Annotated in this window: 19 protein-coding genes, 1 tRNA gene and 5 pseudogenes; 18 read left to right on the top strand and 7 right to left on the bottom strand. The window is 56.5% G+C overall.

What is annotated here, in order from left to right; genetic code table 11:
• Positions 1-100: 100 nt before the first annotated feature.
• Complete coding sequence (locus ACK1VC_RS11140; RefSeq protein ID WP_191087176.1) at positions 101-1,306, top strand: methyltransferase; 1,206 nt, start codon at positions 101-103, stop codon at positions 1,304-1,306.
• A gap of 275 nt (positions 1,307-1,581) precedes the next feature.
• On the opposite strand, the gene ACK1VC_RS11135 is transcribed toward ACK1VC_RS11140, so the two are convergent.
• The gene (locus ACK1VC_RS11135; protein ID WP_191087175.1) at positions 1,582-1,869 is read right to left on the bottom strand and encodes a DUF3077 domain-containing protein; all 288 of its coding nucleotides are present in this window, start codon (positions 1,867-1,869) and stop codon (positions 1,582-1,584) included.
• A gap of 574 nt (positions 1,870-2,443) precedes the next feature.
• On the opposite strand from ACK1VC_RS11135, the gene ACK1VC_RS11130 reads away from it, so the two are divergent.
• From ACK1VC_RS11130 to ACK1VC_RS11120, 3 genes are all read left to right on the top strand, one after another.
• Positions 2,444-2,692, top strand: a complete 249-nt coding sequence (locus ACK1VC_RS11130) for a hypothetical protein (protein WP_016484490.1) — start codon at positions 2,444-2,446, stop codon at positions 2,690-2,692.
• 98 nt (positions 2,693-2,790) lie between these two features.
• Positions 2,791-2,866, top strand: a tRNA-Thr gene (locus ACK1VC_RS11125).
• 311 nt (positions 2,867-3,177) lie between these two features.
• A complete protein-coding gene (locus tag ACK1VC_RS11120) occupies positions 3,178-3,501 on the top strand; it encodes a helix-turn-helix domain-containing protein (protein ID WP_191087174.1) in 324 nt (107 codons plus the stop codon).
• Here ACK1VC_RS11120 and ACK1VC_RS11115 read toward each other — a convergent pair.
• Complete coding sequence (locus tag ACK1VC_RS11115; RefSeq protein WP_191087832.1) at positions 3,498-3,836, bottom strand: type II toxin-antitoxin system RelE/ParE family toxin; 339 nt, start codon at positions 3,834-3,836, stop codon at positions 3,498-3,500. The two genes, ACK1VC_RS11120 and ACK1VC_RS11115, sit on opposite strands and share 4 nt — an antisense overlap.
• Between ACK1VC_RS11115 and ACK1VC_RS11110 the strand changes: the two are divergent.
• The 3 genes and pseudogenes from ACK1VC_RS11110 to ACK1VC_RS11100 all read left to right on the top strand — a co-directional run.
• Positions 3,765-4,316, top strand: a pseudogene (locus tag ACK1VC_RS11110) (tyrosine-type recombinase/integrase); the annotation flags it as partial. The gene ACK1VC_RS11115 and the pseudogene ACK1VC_RS11110 overlap by 72 nt on opposite strands.
• A gap of 161 nt (positions 4,317-4,477) precedes the next feature.
• On the top strand, positions 4,478-5,452 hold the full coding sequence (locus tag ACK1VC_RS11105; protein WP_191087173.1) for an ImmA/IrrE family metallo-endopeptidase: 975 nt from the start codon (positions 4,478-4,480) through the stop codon (positions 5,450-5,452).
• Positions 5,452-6,087, top strand: a complete 636-nt coding sequence (locus ACK1VC_RS11100; protein WP_191087172.1) for a hypothetical protein — start codon at positions 5,452-5,454, stop codon at positions 6,085-6,087. The genes ACK1VC_RS11105 and ACK1VC_RS11100 overlap by 1 nt, the downstream gene beginning before the upstream one ends.
• Before the next feature lie 177 nt (positions 6,088-6,264).
• On the opposite strand, the pseudogene ACK1VC_RS11095 reads toward ACK1VC_RS11100, so the two are convergent.
• Positions 6,265-6,653: pseudogene (locus ACK1VC_RS11095) on the bottom strand (phage portal protein); the annotation flags it as partial.
• 8 nt (positions 6,654-6,661) lie between these two features.
• Positions 6,662-7,430 (bottom strand): annotated as a pseudogene (locus ACK1VC_RS11090) (phage terminase large subunit family protein); the annotation flags it as partial.
• A gap of 141 nt (positions 7,431-7,571) precedes the next feature.
• Here ACK1VC_RS11090 and ACK1VC_RS11085 point away from each other — a divergent pair.
• The 4 genes from ACK1VC_RS11085 to ACK1VC_RS11070 all read left to right on the top strand — a co-directional run bounded on the left by ACK1VC_RS11085 (position 7,572) and on the right by ACK1VC_RS11070 (position 11,798).
• Positions 7,572-8,705 (top strand): nucleoid-associated protein, encoded by a 1,134-nt coding sequence (locus ACK1VC_RS11085; protein ID WP_191087171.1) that lies wholly within the window; start codon positions 7,572-7,574, stop codon positions 8,703-8,705.
• A gap of 3 nt (positions 8,706-8,708) precedes the next feature.
• Complete coding sequence (locus ACK1VC_RS11080) at positions 8,709-9,971, top strand: hypothetical protein (protein ID WP_191087170.1); 1,263 nt, start codon at positions 8,709-8,711, stop codon at positions 9,969-9,971.
• Between the two features lie 161 nt (positions 9,972-10,132).
• Positions 10,133-11,149, top strand: a complete 1,017-nt coding sequence (locus ACK1VC_RS11075; RefSeq protein WP_191087169.1) for an HNH endonuclease signature motif containing protein — start codon at positions 10,133-10,135, stop codon at positions 11,147-11,149.
• A gap of 502 nt (positions 11,150-11,651) precedes the next feature.
• Complete coding sequence (locus ACK1VC_RS11070) at positions 11,652-11,798, top strand: hypothetical protein (protein WP_191087168.1); 147 nt, start codon at positions 11,652-11,654, stop codon at positions 11,796-11,798.
• Positions 11,799-11,843: 45 nt separating this feature from the next.
• Here ACK1VC_RS11070 and ACK1VC_RS11065 read toward each other — a convergent pair whose 3' ends face one another.
• Complete coding sequence (locus tag ACK1VC_RS11065) at positions 11,844-13,658, bottom strand: AIPR family protein (protein ID WP_191087167.1); 1,815 nt, start codon at positions 13,656-13,658, stop codon at positions 11,844-11,846.
• A gap of 153 nt (positions 13,659-13,811) precedes the next feature.
• Here ACK1VC_RS11065 and ACK1VC_RS11060 point away from each other — a divergent pair.
• From ACK1VC_RS11060 to ACK1VC_RS11045, 4 genes and pseudogenes are all read left to right on the top strand, one after another.
• Positions 13,812-13,934: pseudogene (locus ACK1VC_RS11060) on the top strand (helix-turn-helix domain-containing protein); the annotation flags it as partial.
• A 215-nt stretch (positions 13,935-14,149) separates the two neighbouring features.
• A complete protein-coding gene (locus ACK1VC_RS11055; protein WP_232247548.1) occupies positions 14,150-14,665 on the top strand; it encodes a sigma-70 family RNA polymerase sigma factor in 516 nt (171 codons plus the stop codon).
• Complete coding sequence (locus ACK1VC_RS11050; RefSeq protein ID WP_191087166.1) at positions 14,662-15,651, top strand: FecR domain-containing protein; 990 nt, start codon at positions 14,662-14,664, stop codon at positions 15,649-15,651. The genes ACK1VC_RS11055 and ACK1VC_RS11050 overlap by 4 nt, the downstream gene beginning before the upstream one ends.
• 92 nt (positions 15,652-15,743) lie before the next feature.
• The gene (locus ACK1VC_RS11045; RefSeq protein WP_191087165.1) at positions 15,744-18,260 is read left to right on the top strand and encodes a TonB-dependent siderophore receptor; all 2,517 of its coding nucleotides are present in this window, start codon (positions 15,744-15,746) and stop codon (positions 18,258-18,260) included.
• A gap of 165 nt (positions 18,261-18,425) precedes the next feature.
• Here ACK1VC_RS11045 and ACK1VC_RS11040 read toward each other — a convergent pair.
• Positions 18,426-18,500, bottom strand: a pseudogene (locus ACK1VC_RS11040) (helix-turn-helix domain-containing protein); the annotation flags it as partial.
• Positions 18,501-18,579: 79 nt separating this feature from the next.
• Between ACK1VC_RS11040 and ACK1VC_RS11035 the strand changes: the two are divergent.
• Positions 18,580-18,786, top strand: coding sequence for a DUF3079 domain-containing protein (locus ACK1VC_RS11035; RefSeq protein WP_191087164.1), 207 nt, complete (start codon positions 18,580-18,582; stop codon positions 18,784-18,786).
• 334 nt (positions 18,787-19,120) lie between these two features.
• On the opposite strand, the gene ACK1VC_RS11030 is transcribed toward ACK1VC_RS11035, so the two are convergent.
• On the bottom strand, positions 19,121-21,418 hold the full coding sequence (locus tag ACK1VC_RS11030; RefSeq protein WP_016484433.1) for a TonB-dependent siderophore receptor: 2,298 nt from the start codon (positions 21,416-21,418) through the stop codon (positions 19,121-19,123).
• A 140-nt stretch (positions 21,419-21,558) separates the two neighbouring features.
• On the opposite strand from ACK1VC_RS11030, the gene ACK1VC_RS11025 reads away from it, so the two are divergent.
• Both ACK1VC_RS11025 and ACK1VC_RS11020 read left to right on the top strand, forming a co-directional pair.
• Positions 21,559-22,281 carry a response regulator gene (locus ACK1VC_RS11025; protein ID WP_191087163.1) on the top strand — a complete coding sequence of 241 codons (723 nt, stop codon included), beginning with the start codon at positions 21,559-21,561 and terminating at the stop codon, positions 22,279-22,281.
• A gap of 1 nt (position 22,282) precedes the next feature.
• Complete coding sequence (locus ACK1VC_RS11020; RefSeq protein ID WP_024717586.1) at positions 22,283-23,650, top strand: ATP-binding protein; 1,368 nt, start codon at positions 22,283-22,285, stop codon at positions 23,648-23,650.
• The last annotated feature ends 104 nt before the right edge of the window (positions 23,651-23,754 follow it).

Below are 23,754 nucleotides of genomic sequence, written 5' to 3'. Positions count from 1 at the left end.
CCCGCTCCCACAATTACTGCACAGTGCTTAGCCTGTGCACTATACCTGTGGGAGCGGGCGTGCCCGCGAAGAGGCCCTAAAAACCAACACACATCTACCCATGTCCAGCCACCTCCACAGCCACCACCTAAGCACCCGCTTCAAGGCCCTCGACCAGTTCCTGATCGAGCACCAACAGCTGTGGAAACCCCGCCCCTTCACCACCCTGCAACTGGCCTGGGAAACCACCCACCCCCAGCTTGCCGCCCACCTGCGCCAATGCTCCCTGGCAGACGCCGAAGCCGACAGCGCCGCTGACCGCTTGCCCGCGCCCTTCCCACAACTGGCCGAACAAGCCCAAAAGCTCGCCGCCCTCGGCAGCCTCCCTCAAACCGACCTGCCACCTGCCGCCCACCGCCTGGACGTCGCCGTCCCCGGCCGCAAATGGCAGCAGATCGAAGCCTTCGCCAGCCACCTGACCTTCCACCACCAGGCTCAACACTGGCTGGACTGGTGCTCCGGCAAAGGCCACCTCGGCCGTCGCCTGCTGCAACCCGGCCAGCAGTTGACCTGCCTGGAATACGACGCCGAACTGGTTGCCGCCGGCCAGGCACTGAGCGCCCACCATCACTTGCCAGCACAGCACGTACACCAGGATGTGATGGCCAGCGACAGCGCCCGCCACCTGGCCGGCGACAAAAGCGTGGTCGCCCTGCATGCCTGTGGCGACCTGCACGTCCGCCTGATGCAACTGGCCAGCCAGCAAGGCTGCCGGCAACTCGCCGTAGCCCCCTGCTGCTACAACCGCATCGCGGCGCCGCACTACCAGGCGTTATCCACAGCCGCGAAAGCATCGAGCCTGCAGCTGTCGCTGGACGACCTGGGCCTGCCCCTGAGCGAAACCGTCACTGCCGGCGCCCGCGTGCGGCGCCAGCGCGACACCTCGATGGCCCGCCGCCTGGGCTTCGACCTGCTGCAACGCCAGCAGCGCCAGACCGGCGAATACCTGCCAACGCCGTCGCTGCCGGTCGCCTGGCTGGAAAAGCCCTACGAGCAGTACTGCCGCGACCTGGCCGATCTCAAACAACTGCCCTTGAACGGCAACCCGGACTGGGCCGCCCTGGAAGCAGCCGGGTGGCAACGACTGGCCGAGGTACGCAACCTGGAGCGCGTACGTAACCTGTTCCGCCGGCTGCTGGAATTGTGGCTGGTGCTTGATCGCGCCCTGTTCCTCGAAGAACAAGGCTATGAGGTACGCCTGGGCCTGTTCTGCGATTACCCGCTGACCCCGCGCAACCTGCTGATACTCGCGGAACGTGACCTTTAGCCGCAGCACAACCTGTGGATAAGTCTGTGAACAAGCTTTTGATTACCTGTTGGATCCAAGCGCTATTTCAAGGGTTTGGCTTATTCCTGGTCGCAGCTGCAGGCCAGTAAAAACAGGCATTTGCGCAAAGACCAGCGGCGTAGCGATGCGGCATGCCTTTCGCGCAAGCCGCCAATGCCACTTGTGCATAAACATTTCTTATGGTTGGCGCAAGCGGCTTTTGTGGAAGCGGCCTTGTGCCGCGAAAGGGCTGCAAAGCAGCCCCTCTCAAAGTCTCAGTGCGCCTTACCTTTGGCGATCTCGATATCGTTCATCAGCGCCTTGGCCATGTCGCACAGGTAATCGGCAGCCCCCAGGAATTTATGGTCGTCCTCCATATCCCCCTCGCGCACCAGGTGCTTGATGTAGCCCATCAGGATCGAGACATGCTCATAAGCTGCATCCACCGGGACACCGGGCTCTACGCGCAGCAGATTGAGGGAAGGGTTACCAGCTGCGAGGAAGGTTTCCACGCCTGCGGTGGTGATTGGTTTGGGGGTGTCGTCTGGCGGAAGGGTTTTCAATTTTTCGAACTCCTATATTCCTCAAGGAGTTGCAGCATTCATTCTTTCTCACCGGAACAAATGGCGGCAACCGTGCACGGGGTGAGAAACCGAGTGAATATAGGAAGCCTCGGCCAGACCGAAATCTGCCCGCGCACGGTCGCCATTACGCAGCCGCTAAATTCGTAGTCGGGTTCTCACACCCGGTCGCCTGAGCGACCCGCAAACGGTATCTGTGAGCCATTTCCCCGACAACAGCGATACTTCGGCAGCGCGCGTAGGATACTTCCGAACCCTCCAAACCCTGAAGCTTTTGGCCTCTTGGTTCAGAATTTTCATACAGCTTATGGCCTCTTCGCGGGCACGCCCGCTCCCACAATCACTGCACCACTTTCAAGGCAGTCACTAAACCTGTGGGAGCGGGCATGCCCGCGAAGAGGCCATGCCAGACAACACAAGGCTAATGCTCACCCGCCGTAACGGTGTATCATCCGCCCCCCAAATCATTAAAAAGTGACGTCGCGCGCTGCCCGCCAGCCCCGCGGCCGTCTGGCGTTGCGCCAGAACCGACAATGGACCAACGGACCCGACCATCGTGACCCGAGCCAAATCCTTCGCTTTGTTGACCCTTGCCCTGGCCATCACCGGCTGCGCCAGCGGCACCTCGCCTCACCACAACAGCAACCTGGGCTGGAACCACCCCGGCATGCAACTGGGCGGCGACAACGGCCTGCCCCTGCGCACCGAAAGCCCCTGCCGCAAGCGCGGCTGCGACAACGATAAGCTGTTCTTCAACCCGGGCAAAAGCGAGCCAAGCGTCAACACCATCCACCGCGGCTGGTAGGAAAATTCTCCTTTTGGGCCGGTGACTTAGGTCTTTTGCGAACATTCGCAAGGAAGTGGTTTACAGGCGCCAAACGATCGTTATAATGACGCCCCATTGCCGGTATAGCTCAGATGGTAGAGCAACTGACTTGTAATCAGTAGGTCCCGGGTTCGATTCCTGGTGCCGGCACCATACGCAGTATCAAAAAAGGCTCACCGAAAGGTGGGCCTTTTTTGTTTCCACCCCCGCAGTCCCGCCCCCCACTCTTGCCCCAGCCAGCGTCGTGTTCTTACAAATCACCCAAAGCCACCACGATCAGTGTAGGAGCTGGCTTGCCTGCGATGGGCTGCGCAGCAGCCCCACCAACCCCAAGCAGATGCAATTCTCTGATCACCAACACAGCTCAAAAACAGACACACCCTCCAACAGAAACGCTTTGACTGACCAACCAATCACCGCTACGATTTATCGCAAATTTTAGATATTTCTGCTGAGGCAAGCCAATGGCGCTTCAATTCCACGAAAGCCCTTTCCACGCCACCCACGACGCAGAAACCGCCAGCAAAATGGCCTTGAAGATGGACTTGTCCATTTTCATCACTGACTGCATCAAAAAAATGGGCCTCAAACAGCATGATGCCGCAGCCAAGCTGAACGTAACCCAATCCCGCATATCCGAGCTTGCAAACGGCAAGATCGAGAAATTCACCTTGGACGCCATGATGGACATGCTGGACAAGCTCGGCTTTTGCACCAGCCTGACCCTGCCCTCGAACGATGCCGGTTCACCTCCCCAGATCGTTATCACCCAATCGCCTGGCACTTAAACCCTGTACCCCATTTTTCTCAGTTCTTGCTTCAACTCCTTCATCCGCTCTTCAGCGACCTGCATCGCGTGCCGGTCGGACCTGTTAGTCGTTTTTACGAACGAATGCAACACCACGACCATGTCTGCAAATTTGGCCACATACACGCATCCGAATGCAGGGCTTCCGTTGATGATGAGCTCCATCGCATCCGACCCCAACGATTCCGTCAGCGACTTGATCGGCCGATCAGGGCCTGGCCATTCGTAGTATCTGAGAACCCTCCCAACACTTGCGCAGCGCTTGACGGGGTGCCCTTTTTCACAAGGGGTACGAAGAGGGCCGGGGACGTTCACGCTGTACCCTTATCGCCGCAAGCACTGGCTTTGCTTGAGCAGACCCAGGCGATCCCCGGCAAATTGGACCTGGTGCTCGCTGGCGATGCCAAACCGTGGAAACCGCTGTCCGAGAACACGGTGAATACTGCGCTCAGGACGATGGGCTACGACACCAAGGTGGATATCTGCGGCCACGGGTTCCGAGGCATGGCGTGCAGTGCGCTGGTCGAGTCCGGGCTGTGGTCGGAGACGGCAATCGAACGGCAGATGAGCCATAAGGAGCGCAACAACGTGCGCGCAGCCTATACCCACAAGGCCGAGTTCCTCGAAGAGCGCCGGATGATCATGACATGGTGGAGCCGGTTTCTGAAGGCGAACCACGATGACCATCCTCTCTCGCCCAAAGGGCGCCTTCGGCTGGTTCACTTACACCACTTACTGGGACACGATCCTCTCTCACACCTTATCGCCCCCCACTCCAGATACGGGGCGGCCTGACCGAGCCCGCATTCCGACAGGTTTAGCCCGCAGGCGTGGCGGGGGGTGGGGGACGATTGCGCGCGTCAGCGACAGGTTAGCCAGGGGCAAAAAGGTGCAATATCGTGTGATTTTGCTATCATCGCGAGGTCGAAGGTTCACCCGCGATTAAAGGAGGGGACATGACTGATACTATCCAGAATCTTTACAGTGCCCTCAGAGCACATGGCCTTCCGAAGACGGCTGTGCGAGCTGTTCTGCCACCCTGGTGGGAAGATGCTATTGCGGATACTCCTGCAGGACTTCAACAAGCCAAGCTGATTGTGGCCAAAGCACTCAATCTCAAGATAAAACCTCTGATCGAAGAGCCGCCTCGCGTCGAGTTCGATTTGCCGGAGATGCGTCGCTTCAAGTTGGTCAAGGGAACGACAGAGGATGACGTGCAGCTTGCCGTCGCCCTGGCACGTAGTGCTAGCAAGCTCGTTCTCTCCGCCTATGACCATGAATTTGTACGTCCAGGATCGGCTGCGGAGGTGCGTCAGCAGATCCTTGCGAGTGGCAAGCCTTGGGTAGATCTCGAAGGCCTGCTCAATTATTGCTGGCAAGCAGGCATTCCAGTTGTTCATCTGGCTTCCTCTTTGATGAAGCGAAAGATGGACGGTATCGCGATGGCCACTCGTGGTCGTCCGACAATCGTCTTGTCCTCACGTAAGGCTTGCGGCTACCTGCTGTTCCACCTGGCGCACGAACTGGGTCACGTTGCCCTCGGCCATCTGGATCCCAATGGGGCCATCGTTGACAACAGCATCCAAGAAGATGCCAACGGCAAAGACGATGCGGAACGAGCTGCAGACGACTATGCATTAGAACTGCTCACAGGTAATCAGCCGCGGCTTACTCTCACTGGTTTCTATAAAGCACCAGTACTTGCCCATATGGCAATAGAGTATGGCAAACAGCACTCGATTGATCCAACCCACGTGGTATTGAATAGCGCGCACAATGGCAATTTTTGGGCGCTATGCACCGCCACTCTAAAAGTGATGAGCGGGGACAGAAAAGATCAAGATTTAGTTAACCGATTACTGCTAGACAACGTAAAAGACGAACTCAAGGAAGATAGCCTTTCATTGCTAGGGACTTTAGTTGGTCTATAATGATTCTACTGTCGGATAATGATCTTGTTGTAAAACTTGCTCAATGCGACCTTATTGGAGAAGCGCTGGGATTACTGCGATCCAGCGCAAAAGACTGCTCTGTCTTGAACACCATAAGGTATAGCCTTCGGCTGAATGATCCCGAGAAAGCTATTGCCCGATACGTGGGAAGCGTTCAGGCGTATGAGCGAATCAACGAGCTGCTTGATTCCTGCCAGGTGCTTCCTGAAGCTCCGATTGATTTTGATTTACTTGATCACTTGAATGAAATCCCAGAAATCGATCCGGGTGAGCAGGCACTATTCATGCATGCTAAGGACCATCATGCAAGAGTAATCGATTACCGTATTCTCACTGGGGACAAGCGAGCCTTACGCGCCATTTGCAATTACGATAAGCTCGAGAATTTCGAGTTTTTAAGAACGAAAGTTACTTGCCTAGAGTCTTGCATGATCGGCTTGGTTGACAACTACGGGTTCGGTCATATCAATCAAAAAATTTGTGCTGCAAAAGCGCAGGTAGTCGAATCTAAGTATGACCAAGTGCTTCGTGCTGCATTTGGGGCTGGTAGAAGCCAAGAACACTGTGTGGAGTGCCTTCAGAGCTACTCCAACGATATCCGCTGGCTTCTGTAAATTTTGGTGAGATTCCGGCGCCGTTTGAGTTACCCCCGTGCGGGTATCTCAAAGGGTGCGAATCGCACCACCTCCTCGCCTAACCAGTCATTGACCTGGGCCAAACGTGTCTGGACCGGCTCCAGTTCGTTCATCACCCAGATCTCCGTCGCTTCCTTGATCGAGCCGAATCCGCCCCCCCATGGCCTGGCCCAACATGTTGTCGCGCTTCTCCAGGTACAGGTTCCCGCACACCCCCAGTCCATGACTATCTGCTCGAACGCCTGGCGGCTCAACAACCGATGGGGGATGAAGCTACGCACCAGCATGTTGCGCTTGAACGTCAGCACCGACTGCAGGTAGACGCTGGCCTTTGCCGACCGGGCCAGCCCGTCTAGATTGACCGGCAGCTCATACCACCGCCCGTTCGACCAGCACTCCAGGTAATCCAGGATCTCGCGACCATCCAGCACCGGTACCGGCTCGCCGAATGTGAACGCCATCGACTCCCCGCCGGCCCCTTTAACCAACAGCTCGTCCTCGCGGGCCGGCTGCGCCAGTGGGCCGCCGCGCTGGCGGTGCTTGATCGGCTTGCTCATGAGTAGATCTCCATGAAGCTGGTGTTGGCCGTGGTCTGGCCCTCCAGCGGCTCGTCTTGCCGTGCGTGAAAGAGTGCCCACCCCAAGTCGGCGTGGCCGGTGGTCTCGTTGCGACCGGCGGTGTAGGTGAACTGCCGCCCACCAGCGGTGATGGGCTTGCAAATGGCCATGAGCGATTGGGCGACGTCCGTCCAGCCGGCGTCGAACTCCAAGCGGGCCTTGCTGATCACGTCCACGGCCTTCATCACCAGGCGCGTCTTAACCTCGGTGCTGTAGGAAAACGTTCGCAAGCCGGGGAAGAACTGGCGCACAAGCTGGGCTAGAGCCGCGCCCATGCCCGTGGTATCGATGCCGATGTAGGTCACCCAGTAGCGCTGGGTCACCTTGCGGATGGTGTCGCCCTGGGCGTCGAAGTCCATCCCGCGGAACTGGTGCCGTTCGAGGATGCGGAACTTACCGCCAGGTACCAGTGGCGGCGCCACCACGACCAGGCCCGCGCTATCGGTGGTCTCGGCCGGGTCATAACCGACCCAGAGCTGCAGGTCGGCGAACGGCCTGGCCGCGAAGGGCTTGTACTCGTCCCACACCGTCTAGCTGTCAACTATGCACGGCTGCAGCATGGCCAGCGGGAGATGCTGGCACCCTCGTCGACGAACTCGCAATCAGCAGGTTCTGGAAGGACTCGGCGTCCTAATCGATGCGCAGGTCGTCCAGGTCGAACAGGTCACAGCCCCGCGCTTCGGCGTCGAGAATCGTCACGATCTGGTGCCTCAGCGCCTCGGTGGATTGGAGTGGATAAGCATGTGGGGGATGCGTTGGCGTTTGAGGCGCAGGTCAACGACCATTTGCAGGTGACCTCTGAGTCTCGTAATCTCACATTGATATTACCGAAACGGAAGTCAACCTGTGATCACGCTGAAAACCGCCATCATCCACAGTTTTAAGAAAATTGTTCATACAGATCTCGTTTCTGATGTAGTGAAAAAGGACGTTGTCCTCGACACACAAAACCCAGCGCTGGAGTCACTCGTCGAAGGTATCAACGGCCTGATTGGTAAAGAAGGGAACAGCGTGGTCTACGGACAATTTGCAGACGACGGTCGCCAAGGTCCATTTCCCGATCGGTTTTGCACCTTCGTCGATGTTAGTGATGATGAGGCTGAATTCGTCGCTTTAACCCATCTTGCCATGGATCAGCTGGTCGAGCAGGCGAGGGACCAAACCTTGGCTACCGGCGGTCACATTCTTTGCGCCCAGTACACATCAGGAGCGTCTGACTTCTTTCTGGTCGCCAGCATCAAGCAGCGTGGAGGCATTCAACTAGATGAGAACTATGTGCCCAAAGCTATTCAGGAAGTCGACCTTAAAACGGTTCAACAGGCAGCCAGGATCAATCTGGTGAAGTTCGCGGCGGTCAATGCGGCCGCCGTGCCTGTAACCGAAGAAAACGCAGTTGTGGATGCTGCGGACGCAGAAGAGGTTGATATGACCTATCTGTGCTTCATCAGCCGCGGCCGGGACAGTCAAGCGTCCGATTATTTTATCTCCGCACTGGGATGCGCCAAAGGCGTGGCTTCCGGGCGTGCCACCAAGAATGCCATTGATTACGTTAGCCGTTTTTTCCGTAACAAGAAAGAGCTCAAGCCGTTTGCTTACAAAGCGAAAGAAGCGGTTGTCCGGTACTTGCAGGACCGACTGATGGATGGAAAATCCGCTCGCTTAGATGCGATCTGCCACGCGGCAACTCAGCATATTCCGCCTGATCTAGTCGATGAAATTGCAGGACTGAAAGGCTATCTCAACGACGAAAAGCATCGAGTTCCTGAGGACTTCACTGTCAACGCCAAGTCGTTAAAGGAGAAGACTAGGATCAAAGGCGAAGCCACGAGCTGGTCGCTTCAATTCGAACGTGGTGCCTTGGGGAAGGAGGCAACGTCTGAGGTTTACTACGATGAGGGTCGTAAGAAGCTGACGCTGTCAAACATGAACCAGGAATTGGTCGATTTGATTGAAAAAGAGCTGCAGGCCAGGGTTGGGTAAACAATGTTTTCCAATGTCGTAGCCCTGTATCGGGCAATGGGGGCGCCAGCCATCGAAGATGGTGTGGTCTCCTATGAAGGACTGCCCACTGCCGACATCACTGCCGCGCTGCATGCATGCAAGGATCTGCAGCCCGAATTCGGAAAAATTCAGCACCATGAGGTAGTTGAGAATGATGCGGTTCAGATCGAATTCCGCTTACCTACGAATGAATTTGGTCGTTTTTACGCGAGTGTTAGCGAATTGGCTCGTAGCGGGTCACTGGGCAAAGGGCGGTTTCCGCAGAACGTGTACGTCGTTGACTTGGGTTGGGCAGATTTCGACGCTAGCGAACCAATACAAATCACAGAACTCCGACGAGTTTGTAGGCTAATTGAGCTTCTGGCGTTGCTTGCAATCGGAGTGGACAAGGAAAGTAGCCCTGATACCTACAATTTGTTCTTCGCTTTGCCTCCCGACGGCGTAAAACCGCCTAGGACGTTTTTGCTGCCGACACAGGTTGATGAACATATCCTTGGCCATGAGCTTAGGCATATAAGTTTGCTTGAGGAAATCCTCAATCGCAAAAATGAGAATAAGGCTCATCTCTCAGAACGCAAACTGATGATGCGGATTGCGATCGCCAGTATAATTGAGAAATTTGAAAGCGAGCCAAATCACTTCCTAGTTGTGGTTCGCGAATGGAATGAGGTCCTCACTACCTATCGGGCCAATTTACAAACTTACGTCTACAGTTTTTCATTCGAGAAGGCGCGACGCGAGTTGGCACAGGCGGAAATCGACTATGGAACCAAGCTCAGTGGCGTGCTGGGAGACATTGCCGGAAAAATGCTAGCGCTCCCGGTATCTTTTGCTGGCTGGGTTGCCCTAAAAAATAGTAATTCTGCATTTGAAGGCTTTGTTCTGGTACTTGGCTTGGCTATTGTTTCGCTGGTCTTACTCGCAATCTTGCACAATCAAACGCTCCAAACGGATCGGTTACTGCATAGTTTCAATGTTGTTTTTGACGACTTCAAAGACAAAATTAAAACCTATCCACCCAAACTACAGGGCCTACTCAGAATTACAATCGAGCAAGTAGAAAAACAGGGTCGCACTTTACAGCGCACCTTTTTACTACTGAAGGGACTCGCACTATTGCCCGCGACCGGGGCAATGCTAGTGGCTCTCGTAAAATATTGGGATTCGCTTCTATGGTTTGTTGTGACCGCTATATCGTTGATTTTCGCCCCCCCTTCTATTGACCCGATATTTCTAAGCCCATAGCCAACTGAGATCGAAAATCTAGAAGCTCTAAAAAGAGAATGAATTTTCTTTCCGGAAAAATACTCACCCACTCAGCATTCTCTATAAACATATGCCCCTGTCGTAGCAAAAACTATCTGCTTCCAGGCCAGAAAACTAATCGTCATTCTAGGAGGTGAAAAATGGCATCTAAGCGCATTAGCATAACAGCAGAACTTTCAATAAGATTACTTTACGAGTCTGCATTCACCTGTTGCGTCTGTAGAAATCCTAAAGCACATGTTGAGATTCATCACATAGACCATAATCCATCCAATAACATAGAAACAAATCTTGTAGTGATCTGTAAGAATTGCCATTCAAAAGCTCACTCCACTAACTCCATGGCGCAAAACTTAACCCCTAAGCGACTGAAAGCAATTAAAAACTTCTGGCTATCAGAAGTAAAACATAATACATCTAAAGCAATGCTACCAAGTTCGAATATGGAGCAGGCTATGTGGACCTTCATAAATCACCAACGCCTGCCTGACGTTATGCGAGCCAAGGGAGTAAAATTCAACAGCAATAGATTAAACTATCTAGTCAACAAAGGTATGCTAGATGAAGATGGCTTGCTCATATTTGATCTACCACGCAATGAAAGTAAATTCTCTACCGTCTATGATAGATTTGAATGGGACGTCGCCATGAAAATCCACGACCTATATAGAGACGCAGTTGACCAACTAATTATAAAATCTAACCCGATAGAGCTTGGAGCAATATGGGGACGTAGAAATATAAAAAACCTTATTAAGGTTGGCGACATATGCTTTTGTTTACGAGGTTTCAATTTCAGCCGGGGGGAGATATCTCGCGGCGAGGAAGACCGCCTAGTTATAGCGCGCTCAAAAGGAATTGAAATAAGATTCATGGCGAACACTCGGCACATGTGGGGCAACTCTGCAATTCTTTCAAACTTCTCGGGCAGCTCATTTTCCGCCGTTCTTCTTCTTGTAAAAAATATTTTCGTTGAGGGAAAATACTTAATTATTGAGGGAACTCCGCTAGCAATGGGAGCAGGGTTCTTGGGTACGTCTTACAAAACCCCTCACAAATTAAAGTATGGCTGGAGTGGCGGCAGTATATTTTCAGGCGCTGCCGACTATGGTGACATTGAGGAGCCCGATGATATAGATTTTGACGACCTCTTTTAGCAACACACCCACCAAAACTTTCAATACAGTTAGAAAACACAAAAACTTCATATCTCAACTGCTCTAAATTTCGCTCTCTATCTATTTCAAGTGCCCCTTGCCAGCGCAAGCGGCGCGCGGGATATGGTCGATGCCGCACTGGAGCGCGCAACGTCTGCGACGTTTCTGGATTGGACAGTCCACTTAGCTTCCCAAGGTTTCTTTGTAGATGACGTTCATGCAGTCAGCGGTAGCCAACTCGTATGCATAGGTTTTCCCTTCCCGGGATGCCGGCTTAGCTAAGTCGGCTTCGCCCCCCCTTAACTCCCGAAGGATCCCGCGTTTGATTAGCATCTCTTTGAGAGCTGCAACTTGGCGATTAAGGCCGCGCATATGCCTACAACTGGGGCTGCTGGACGTACTGCTGCCAATGACAGATGTGATCCTGATGTGCGCCAACCCTGCCGTCGATGCAGGACGTCCGGGGTACTATCTACCGGGCCTCTCAGTCCCGAAGCTAGACATGATCGACAACTACACCGCGCTGTCAGCCATCGAGACTAACGTCCCAGCGTACGATGGCCTGCACCCGAACAGTCTCGGCTATTATTCATTGATGGCCAGAAATATCGTCAACTCCATAGAATCAGCATTGCATCGGCCCGCGTAAGCGGGCCTCTCATTTCACTTAAACATACCGATCAAGCACATACCATCAACTGGCTATAAGATGCTCAGATAACACTGGCCGCAAGAATTCCTTATCAAAGGTTCGATGCTTGAATACAGACAACGCATCTTTTTGCGTGCTATCCACAAAAGCAACTATCGCATGCGCAACCATCGAGCGCGCACGCTCATAGCAACCTTTCATCCAAGCATCGTCTTCAAGCAACTTGAAGATGCTATTTTTCCTCTTGGTAAATTCGTTGTTTCTGGCAGGTACACCCAAAGCAATATTGTCTATATGGGGCTTCTGCTCTCCATTTCCGAGTCTTGCCTCGGACATGATGATGCTGCTCATCGCGTGGAGGAACAGATAACCTCCTCGAGAAATTATGCTTCTAGATTCATCATCATAAGTATTAGTACGCAAATCCGAATTTTTAAGTGACCAAGCCTTTTGAGAGAGTTGTATAGCGAATTTATAAAAATCGTAATCAGCCAAATCACTGAATAGTGTATTGTATTTACCCGCACTATCAAAAAAGCTACCAGGATCATTAAGAGATATGATCGCTTCTTTGTTCGCCACCGTATTAACCACTTGCGCCATCTTTAAGAGACCAACAACCTTATTACCTGTATAACCTTGACGCTTATAATAATTCTGACGTCGCTCGTAATATATTCCAGCTTTGGCAAGATGCTTTTCTATGTTGCGCTGGATGTTATCATTAGCTTTAAGGCTTGCTGCCTTCACAGGATTCTGTGAGTTCGTAGCACTGATTATATCCGTCTGAACCTCTGGATCATCTGTATTTACAATCTTCACAAAGACTTTGAGATTCCTTGGCAACTCGCCTAGCTGTTCGAAAGCTGAATGTAGACAATGAATAGTTTGGCAACCATTAACAATTTGCGGATTGGTGATGGAGTACTGATTACTTCCTATTGCCGAAACAGACTCACCAATTATGGTTAGCCCATTATTCATCGCCCAAAATATATCAGTCTTAGCTCCATTTTTAGCCGTCTCAATTATAGAGCTGTTGATTGTGGTATCTTCTCCAAGAAAATAACGAACATTACCGTCTGTCAAATAGCTTTTGAAGTCGCCCTCTTCATCTAAGAGGGAGCGAACCAAATCGTTGCCATTAACAAATCCGCAGAACCCACTGGTGTCCACATCTCGTTCTTTGATTTCTAATGGCTGAGACACGAAATTAATTTCAATCAACTCATCGACAGACTCAGTAAGGTTTAAAATCTGCTGAGCACCAAGGTACATTACATCGAAAGGTATATTCAGCGAATTTTGCTTTAGATCTTCAGCAAGCTGAACAATTTTTTCCGAGATCTTTAATTCAGGAGCTATAGTAACATAGTAAACTTCGCAAGAGAACTTCGCCTTCGTTAAGCCACACCGCCTGAAAAGCTTTCTAATAAGATCCGCCTTGCGAATAAAGTCAGCATTAGCTCCAATTTGACTTAACTGCGCCAACTCCAATTCGAGATCAAAAATCTCTTCTATGCCTTCTTTTGTTTTTCTGAAACCATCGGTGGAGAAGCTATTTTCTTTTTTTACTTGGAAGAATTTAACTCTAACGTGACTCTCTTTATTCAAAGCGAGCTCTTCACTTGTTACTAAAACGCCGTTACAGAACACATAACAAAGATCAATCCCTTCATCGCCTCCTTCACCCAACATACCATCAATCAGATCCTCCAACTCTAGACCATTCAGATATTTCAGGTTAGCAAAAGAGGCCACCGCAATTTCAAACTCATTTTTATTTACAGTTTTAAGCTCCGGATTATCAATGAAAAGTTGATCAATGTGATCATCAACTAGAATTTTTAGACTCATCAGAATTACCTTCTCAGCATTAGTGGCTATTCGCTAGCATTGGATCCTAACCCCGCTCCTCGCTTTCCACCACCCCTGAAAAGCTCTTCCGCAAAAAAATGAGCCAGAAACACTTATCCCTCCCGCCGTGCGATAAACGCAAGATCGAGAAACTCCACCTTAGACGCAATAATCGACATGCTGGACAAGCTCGGCTTTCGCACCAGCCTGAACCTGCCCCCGAACGATGCCGCCTCACCACCCCAGATCGTGATTACCCAGACGCGAGCCAGATAAACCCGGTACCCTATTTCGTAAATTGTGCCCCGGCGGCAGTTGCCCGGAGATGAGTACTGCGAAGTTCAAGGCTTCCCCAAGCGCCGACCGATCTTTACCGGTCAAGCCAGAAGCAGGTCCCTGGATTACGTCGTGATCCTTGTCATTCACAATTCAGTCCAGATAGGATGAGATAAATTCTCAAACGCAATCCTATACCAACAAGAGGGCTGAAGTTGTCTACCCCGCCCGTGCCATCTGCAACGCAGGCTGATGTTCAGTCCCTCTACATCGACCACCACGCCTGGCTGGTGGACTGGCTGCGCAAACGCCTGCGCCAAGGGGATAAAGCCGCCGACCTGGCTCAGGATACGTTCGTCAATGTGCTGGGCAAACTTGACCGGATACAGGATGTGCGCCAGCCGCGTGCCTGGCTGAGTACCATTGCCCGCGCCCTGGTGATCGATCGTGCGCGCCGCGATCGTGTCGAAAGGGCCTACCGGGATGCAGTGGCCAACCTGCCAGAGCCGTTGATGCCATCCCCGGAAGCCCAGATGATCCTGCTTGAAACCTTGGCCAAGGTGGATGCCCTGCTCGACGGCTTGCCGCCCAAGGTGCGCACGGCCTTTCTGCTGTCGCGCCTGGAGGGGTTGGGCTACAAGGAAATCGCCGCGCAACTGGGGGTCAGCCTGAGGTCGGTGGAGAGCTACATGGCGAAAGCTATCCGCCATTGCTACTTCGCTACCTCATGAGCCGCGCACCGCGACCCGAGCTACCCGATGACGTGCTCGACCAGGCGATCATGTGGATGGTGCGCCTACAGTCTGGTTACGCGGACGAGCATGCCCTGCAGGGTTGCCTGGATTGGCGCAAGCTTCATCCTCTGCATGAAACCGCTTGGCAGGCGTTGCAGAACAACGAGTCTACCTTCCATAGCCTCGCCAGCCTGCCTGGTGTACCCGGCGGTGTCGCGCGTGACGCCCTTGAGCGCATGCAGCATCACCAGCTGGGTCGGCGGCGGCTGCTTCAGGTGCTGGGCACCGGCCTGGTCGTTGGCGCAACGGGGTGGCAAGGCCAGGAGCAGGTTCGGCGCTGGGCTGCCGACTACAGCACCCGCGTGGGCGAGCAACGAACAGTGATGCTTGCCGACGGTACACGGCTGCAGCTCAATACCAATAGCGCCGTCGATGTCTCATTTACCAGTAGCCAGCGCCTGATCAAGCTGTTGCAGGGTGAGATCTTCATCGAAACCGGCGCTGACGAAGGTTCGCCCGCCGGCCGGCGCAGCTTCTGGGTCCACACCGCCCAGGCACAATTGCAGGCGCTGGGTACGGCGTTTTCGGTGCGCCAGGAAGGTACGCGCACACGGCTGATGGTCGAACAGAGCAAGGTGCTTATCCATCAGCAGGCACGGCAGCAACTGGTGGCCGCAGGCGAGGAGTATTCGATCAGCGCCGAAGGTAGCCGCAAGCTCCAGCACAGCGAAATGGATGCGAGCGCCTGGACACGGGGCCAGCTGGTGGCACGCAGCCTGCCGTTGCAGACACTGATCGCGGAACTGGCACGCTATCAGCACGGCTGGCTTGGCTGCGCGCCACCGGTAGCGGGCTTGAAGGTATCCGGCGTTTTCCAGCTGGATGATATCGAGCAGGCACTGAATGCCCTCAGCGATTCAATGCCCGTCAGGGTTGAGCGTTTCACGCGGTTCTGGCGTCGCGTTGTTCCTCGCTCAGCATAAATTGCAAAAAGACGAGTTTGAGGCTGCGGGTTTTTTCGAGCACTTCGGCCAATAGGGAAAACACCCTGCCAAACGAATGGAGCTCGATTCACATGTCATCTGCGTTCTCACCTCGCCATATACCCAGGACCCGCCTTGCCGTAGCGCTGCGTGGCGTGTTGCTTGCCAGCGCTGCAAGCATTGCGCTGCCGATTTACGCGGTACATGCCGAACAGAGCGAAGTACGCCATTACAACCTGCCTGCAGGCACGTTGGAGCAATCGCTCAGTGCGTTTGCACAAGTTGCCGCCATCAACTTGCCCTTTGACCCTGCGCTGGTCCGTGGCAAGCATGCGACCGCACTGAGCGGCGACTACACCGTTCAGCAGGGCCTGGATGCGCTTCTGCAGGGCAACGGCCTTGTTGCCACCCAAGCGGCCAATGGCAACTGGGTACTCGACCCAGTGGCCACCACCGGCGGCGCGGCGCTGGAGCTGGGAAGCACGCTGGTCAGTGGCCAGGGCATGGGCGAGATGACCGAGAATACCGGCTCGTACACCACCGGTGCGGTGAGCGTGGGCTCCAAGAGCCCGACCAGCCTGCGCGAAACGCCACAGTCGGTGTCGGTGCTGTCCAGCCAGCTAATTGAAGACCGCAGTATCACCAGCCTGCAGGACGCGCTGAAAATGGCACCCGGGGTCACGGTGCAAAAAACCACCAGCGACACCTACGAGTTCTACTCGCGCGGCTTCAACATCGACAGCATCCAGATTGATGGCGCAGCGCCCATGGCACTGTCCTCAGTGGCTACCAGCTTCTACTCCCGCCGGTTGTACAACCTGGCTGAATTCGACCACATCGAGGTATTACGGGGATCGGGTGCGCTGTTCGGCGGTGTGGGCGACCCCGGTGGCGTCATCAACCTGGTGCGCAAGCGCCCGCTGTCGGACTTCCAGTTGAAGTTCGAAGCCGCCGCCGGCTCCTGGGACAACTATCGTTCGCAAGTCGACGTGACCGGCCCGCTCACCGACAGCGGCAATGTTCGCGGCCGCCTGGTGACGGCATACACCGACCGCCAATACTTCACGGATAAATTGGCCACGCAAAAACCCACGGTATACGGGGTGTTCGAGGTCGACCTGGGCCCGCAGACCATCTTCACCCTGGGTGGCATGTATGAAAGCACCCACTCCAACTCGTCGTTGGGGCTGCCACGCTATACGACGGGTAAAGACATCGGGCTGGCGCGCCACACCAACCTGGGGCAGAACTGGTCCTACATGGACAATATCTCCCAGGAGATCTTCACCAAGCTCGACCACTACTTCGATAACGACTGGAAGCTGAACGTCTCGTATACCAATACCCGCGACGCCGGCAAGGCGCTGGCGGCAGTATCGGGCAACGCCGTCAACCCGGTGACCTTGGCAGGCCCTGTGTGGCGCGCCAGCTATAACGTCTATTCCACCAGCCAGGACCTGCTAGACAGCAACCTTTCTGGCAGCTTCGATGCCTTTGGCCGCGAGCACCAGTTCGTGCTGGGCGCCGATTATCAGAAGGTCACCAGCCGCTGGCAGGGCTCTGGGGTGTTCACCGGCACCGGTGTCCCCATCGACGTGTTCGAGCCTGGTTACTGGAAGCCCACCACGATTTCATTACAGACCCCACGGGACTACAGCCCCAACACGCAAGAGCAGTACGGCCTGTATGGGCGCTTGACGCTGCAGGTGGCTGACCCGCTCAAGGTCATTCTGGGAGGCCGCGCGGCCCGTTACCACTTCGAGCAGGTGTATACCAATGCGGGTGTGGTGCAGAGCGACATCGACATGCGCGAACCGACGCGTTTCGTGCCTTACTTTGGCGCCATCTACGACCTTGACGAGCAGTGGTCGCTGTATGGCAGCTATTCGAAGATCTACAAGCCGCAGCAAAGCTACCTTCGCGGGCCGGTGGGCAGTAATGACGTGCTGGAGCCGCTGGAGGGCAAGACCTCCGAGGTGGGTATCAAGGGCGAACTGTTCGATGGCCGCTTGAACACCAGCCTTGCCGTGTTTTATACCAAGCGCAAGAACGGCGCGGTGCAGGATACCAACTTCCCGGCGGCCTCCGTGCTGTATGGCGGCAGTTGCTGCTATGTGAACCAGGGCGAGGTCGTCAGCAAAGGGATCGAGCTGGAAGCGACGGGCGAAATCCGCAAGGATTGGAACCTGATGGCCAGCTACGTGTACAACTACAACAAGAACGAGACTGACAGCACGGCCTTGAGCACCATCACGCCCAAGCATCAGTTCAAGGTGTGGACGACTTATCAACTGCCCGCAGAGCTTTCGGAATGGACCGTAGGCGGCGGCGTCGATCTGCAAAGCGCCACCTATGTCAGCGGTACCACGGTGCGCGTGGATGGCAATGGCAATGTGGTGGAGTCGAACATTCCGTTCGATTACAAGCAAAGTGGCTACGCGGTGTGGAACGCCCTGTTGAGGTACCGCGTGGATGACCACTGGACCGTATCGCTCAATGCCAACAACCTGTTCGACAAGACTTACTACCAAACAGTCTCCAGCGCGGCGAACGGCAACTTCTATGGGGACCCGCGTAATTACATGCTGACCCTGAGGGGGACGTTCTAGTCGTCTCGGTCGGCGGGTATGCACTGCACCTGGTAGGCCGTCGCAAAAGGCGAGTCAAATAAGAAAAGCGGGCCGCTTTGCGGCCCATCGCAGGCAAGCCAGCTCCCACAGTGATCGCGCCAGCCTTCAGGTTTTGTGCAAGACAGTTGCTGCCAATCTTCGCTGTCAAACCATCCCATGCATGAAGAACTCGACCGATACGCTGAAAAACTCAGCAAAGCCCTTTATCTGGGCAACCGCCAATGGATTGATGTCGGTCAACCGAGGGGCTGGGCCAGGGGTTTACGTTCAGGCCAGGTAGCCCTGAGGGAGGATGAGCATGGCCAAGAGATTCCCCACAAACCCCCGCCACCCCGAGCGTATCTGCTGGGGTTGCGACCTGTACTGCCCGGCCAAGGCACTAGCCTGTGGCAATGGCGCAGACCGGACCATGCATCCGGTGGAGCTGTTTGGCGAAGATTGGGATAGCTTCGAGGGCCATTTGGAGAAGCCGGTTGATGCAGGGCACGCGGCAGAGCCCAGCTGAGAGAGGGCCGCTTGGGAGCGGGGTACCCCCGAAACACCGTGGTGGATGGCACGGGCTTCGCCCGTGTTCGCGGGCGAGCCCGCTCCCACAGTGATCGCGCTCGCTTTCAGATGTTTTGCAATTCAGTTGCCCCGACAGATACTGCATAAACCTGAAGTCTGCGCGGTACCTGTGGGAGCGGGCGTGCCCGCGAAGAGTCCAACGCGGTGCATGGCACCGGCTTCGCCGGTGTTCGGGGCTAAAGCCGCTCCCACAGTGATCGCGCTAGCGCTTAGGTGTTATGCAAGACAGTTGCTCCCACAGGGACCGCGCGCAGACCTGTGGGAACGGTTGGTCAGAACGCGGTACTTACCGTCAACGACAGGTTACGCGGGTCGCCGTAGATCGCTCCGGCATAGAACCCGTATTGGGTGTAGTAGTGCTTGTCGAACAGGTTGTTGGCGTTGAGGCTGACGCTGGTTTCATCGGTCAGCTGGTACTTGGCCATGGCATTCCAGATGGCATAACCGGACCAGTTCACATCAGTGGCACCATTGCTCACACCATTGGTGGGCTGGCCAGCCGGGCTGGAAATGGCGCGGATGTTGGTTTGCGCGGTCACGCCGGCACCCACGGTCAGGCGGTCGAGCGGGCCGCTGAGGCGGTAGGTGGTCGAAGCCTTGAACAGGTGCGACGGGTCGCTGCGGCCGTCGCTGTCGACGCGACGGAAGTGCAGGTAGGTGTAGCCGGCATACACGTTCCAATTGGGCGTCAGCGCGCCTGCCACTTCCAGGTCGATACCGTCGGTTTCCACGCCAGAGCCCGCCTTGTAGGCGCTGGCCCCGGTCGGTGTGGTCAGGTCGCCGTCGAGCACGGCTTTGTTTTCCTGCTTGGTGCGGAAGTACGCCGCCGAGGCGTTCAGACGGCCATCGAACCACTCACCCTTGATACCTGTTTCGTAGCTTTGCCCACGAATCGGCTCGACCTTGCTGCCACTGCTGGTTTCAGAGGTTTGCGGGGTAAAGATGTCGGTGTAGCTGGCATACAACGAGTAATTGTCGTTGAGGTCATACACCGCGCCCAGGTAGGGGGTGACGATGCCGTTTTCTTCCTGGCTGCTGCGCTCGCCGGCCACGCTGCGGGTCACAGAAGAATAGTTGCTGGTGCGCACGCCAACGATCACCGACAGCGGGTCGGTGATGCTCAGGCGGGTGGCGGCGTACATGCCCTGCAGGCGGGTGGTGGTCTTGCTGTGAAGGCCGGTGCGCGAGGCGATGAGGTCGTAGTCGTCATCCACGCCATTGTGCCAGTCCGTGACCGGGAAGCCGTTATTGGCGCGGAACTGGCAACCCAGTGCAGGTGCGCTGGCCATGCCATCGCCGACCATGGTGCAGGTGTACTGGGGCGACCAGCCGACGGTGCGGCTGTCGTTGTAGCCGACCATGGCCTGGTGGGTGCGGCCGAACAGCTGGAACGGGCCCGACAGGTCGATCTGCGCCGACTGCTGGGTGGTGTCGCTGGAGCTGTGCAAACCGTTCAGCACCGCGCCGCTGCCGTCCTGGTCCCAATAGCCGCCGTAGCTGCCGCGCCCAGCCGAGTTCACCTTGGCAAGGCCGCGGTGGTTCAAGGCCTCGGTAGTCGCCTGGGCGGCTTTCAGGTCCAACGTCCAGTCGTTGTCGAAGCGGTGCTCGAGCGAGCCGAACGCCGTACGGGTGGTGTACTCGCCAAAGCTCCAGCTGGGCACCACGTTGGTGCTGCGCGGCAAGTCGGTCTTGCTGCCGTCGCGGTACCAGATCGGGATGTTCGCACCCCAGCCGCCGCCGACAACCTTGTTGTATTCATACTGGTAACCGGCGCCCAGTGTGGTGGCGTCGTCCAGGTCGAACGCGAAATTGGCCAACGCGGCGCGAGAGCGCTCGGACTGGTTGTCGCGGAAGGAGTTGGCGTCCTGCTGGGTCATCACGAAGCGCGAGCGCAGGCGGCCATCCTCGGAAAGGGGCAGATTCAGGTCAGCACCCAGGCGACGTTTGTCCCAGCTGCCGTAAGTGGCGTAGGCGCTGCCGCCGAACGTCTTGGTCGGTGCCTTGCGGATCAGGTTGACGGTGGCGGAGGGGTCGCCGGTGCCGCCCAGCAGGCCGTTGGCGCCGCGCACGATGTCGATGCGTTCGTACAGGTCCATGTTCAATGCATTGCCGCTGCCACTGAAATCGGACCCGCCCTGGGTCTGCAGGCCGTCGACCTTCCAGTTGCTGATCGAGTAACCACGGGCACGGTAGTCGGTACGCCCACCCACCTCGGATTTGTTGGCCGTTACCCCCGGCGTGGTTTCCAGCGCCTGCTCGATGGTGTGGATGTCGCGGTCATCCATCTGCTGGCGGGTAATGGTGGTGACCGATTGCGGCGTCTGGCGTGGCGTCAGCGCCAGGCCTGTGGAGCTGCGGGTGCTCTCGACCGTATAGCCTAGCTGGCCAGCATCGTCGGCCGGCAGCAGAGCGCTGTCTTCGATCTGCGTGGCGTCCAGCTCCAGGGGTTTGCCGTCGGCAGCTGCGGCCCCGCCACTGATGGCGACGGCCACGAAGAACGCCAGCGGCTTGAGGCGACTGCCACTTTGGCTGATGGGGGTGAACACTTTCGGGATGCGCTTGGGATTCATTTGGGAAGGCTTCGTATTTGCAGATGATTTTTTGTTAGGATTCTAGGGATCGGCCCTCCCGGCTCCAGACCCGACATGTACGGGGATGTAATTGAACGTAACGAGCGCCACCGGCCCTCACCGAACAGGTGTTTTTCCGCATGAGCACGACCTTGCTGGTTGTCGACGATGACGACGAGATCCGCGAACTTCTTTGTGATTACCTGACCGGTGCCGGCTACAACGTGCTAGCGGCAGCCGAGGGTGAACAGATGCGCGAACAGCTGGCCCGGCACAAGGTGGACCTGGTGGTGCTCGACCTGATGCTGCCGGGTGAAGATGGCCTTAGCCTGTGCCGCCAGTTGCAAGCGACGCGTGGTCTGGCCGTAATCATGCTGTCGGCCAAGGGCAGCACGCTGGACCGCATCATCGGCCTGGAAGTGGGTGCCGACGACTACCTGGCCAAGCCTTTCGAGCCACGCGAGCTGATCGCCCGGATCAAGGCCGTGCTGCGTCGCCCGCAACGCCTGGATCCCCCCGCCGACGAGCCCGCCGTGGTGGATGCCCAGCAGTTCGCAGGCTTTCGCCTTGAACACGTCAAGCGTCTGCTCACCCGCCCGGATGGCGAAACCCTTACCCTGCCGCGCTCCGACTACCGCGTGCTGCGCGAACTGCTGGACGCCAACAACCGGGTAGTGTCCCGCGACCAGCTGACCCGCAGCGCGTTTGGCCGCGACCACCTGCCCGACGACCGTTCGGTGGACATGTGCGTCAGCCGCCTGCGCCAGCAACTGCGCCGCGCGCCGGCGGGGGCCGCGCAAATTCTCACCATCCGCAATGAAGGCTATTTGCTGAGTATCGCCAACCTCGCGGCCGATGCCTGACATGCGCTGGCTTCGCCGGCTGTGGCCGCGCACCTTGTTTGGCCAGTTGCTGCTGATCATGGTCAGCGGCACGCTGTTGATCCAGTTGATGTCGAGCAGCATCTGGTTTGATGTGCGCTTTGCCCAGGTGCTCGAAGCCCCGGTGAGGCTGATCGCTGCACGCAGTGCACCGCTGATTGCCCAGGCCGACTGCCACGGTGGCACGTTGCAGGCGCCAGCCCATTACCAGCTGCGCTGCGCCGAGCACCTGCCCACGGCGGAGCATGACGAGCGTCGCGGGCGCAGGCGCATCGAGCTGTTGCTGCAACAGGCCCTCAAGTACGAGCTGGGGCATGCCCAGGACGTGCGCCTGATGCAGGTGCGACTGACCGATGAGCTGGGTCAGCCGATTGTCTGGCGCAGCCTGTTCGGCCTGCGCACGGCCCAGGCGCATATCCAGTTTGCAGTGCCGTTGGCCGATGGCCACTGGCTGACCATTGAGGGCCAGGAACTGCAGGGCTGGAGTGGCGAATCGGCCTGGGTGCTGATCAGCGACTACCTGTTGCGGGTGTATGCGCTGCGGATTGTCGCGGTATTGCTGGTGTGCCTGATTGCCGTGCGCCTGTGCCTGCGCCCGTTGCGACGCCTGGCCGACGCAGCGCGCGGCCTGGGCGGCAACCTCGAGCAGCCTCCCCTGGCGCTGGATGGCCCGGAAGAAGTGCGCCAGGCGGCGCAGGCGTTCAACGCCATGCAGCAGCGGCTGATTGCCATGGTCAATGACAAGGCCTACTTCCTGGCCGCCGTGTCTCATGACCTGCGCACCCCGCTGACCCGCATGCGCCTGCGCCTGGAGCGGCTGCCAGACGACGAACACCGCCAGCGCCTGCGGCAGAACATCACGCAGATGGACGACATGATCGGCCAGGTTCTGGACTACCTGCGTGCGGGGGAGCAGCAGAATTTGCAGCAGGTGGACCTGGACCGCTTGGTTGCGCGCCAGTGTGCGGACCTGGCCACTGCCGAAGAACCCCTTCCGGTGCACGGCCAGGTGGGTAGTTTGCGGGTAGATGCCTTGCTGTTGCAGCGCTGCCTGCAAAACTTGCTGGTGAATGCGTTGCGCTACGCCAAGCATGTTTCGGTCACGCTGGAACGGGCGGTAAGTGGAGTGTTCATCCATATCGACGACCGCGGGCCTGGGGTCGCGCCGGAGCTGCTGGCAACCATTACCGATCCGTTCGTGCGTGGTGAAGGGTCGCGCAACCAGGCATCCGGCGGGTATGGGCTGGGGTTGAGCATTGCCCAGCGGATTGCCGCCAGCCATGGTGGTGAGCTGAGGGTGTCGAACCGCGAGGGCGGTGGGTTGCGGGTCAGCATACTGCTGCCTGGCTAACGCTATTTCCTTGTGGGAGCGGCCTTGTGTCGCGATGGGCTGCGCAGCAGCCCCGGCGGTTTGTGCCGTGACACCAATACCTGGGGCTGCTGCGCAGCCCATCG

The sequence above is a fragment of the Pseudomonas sp. XP2 genome, assembly GCF_053557975.1.
The sequence above is the reverse complement of the archived record's forward strand: the minus strand, read 5'-3'. Positions and strand labels throughout refer to the sequence as shown.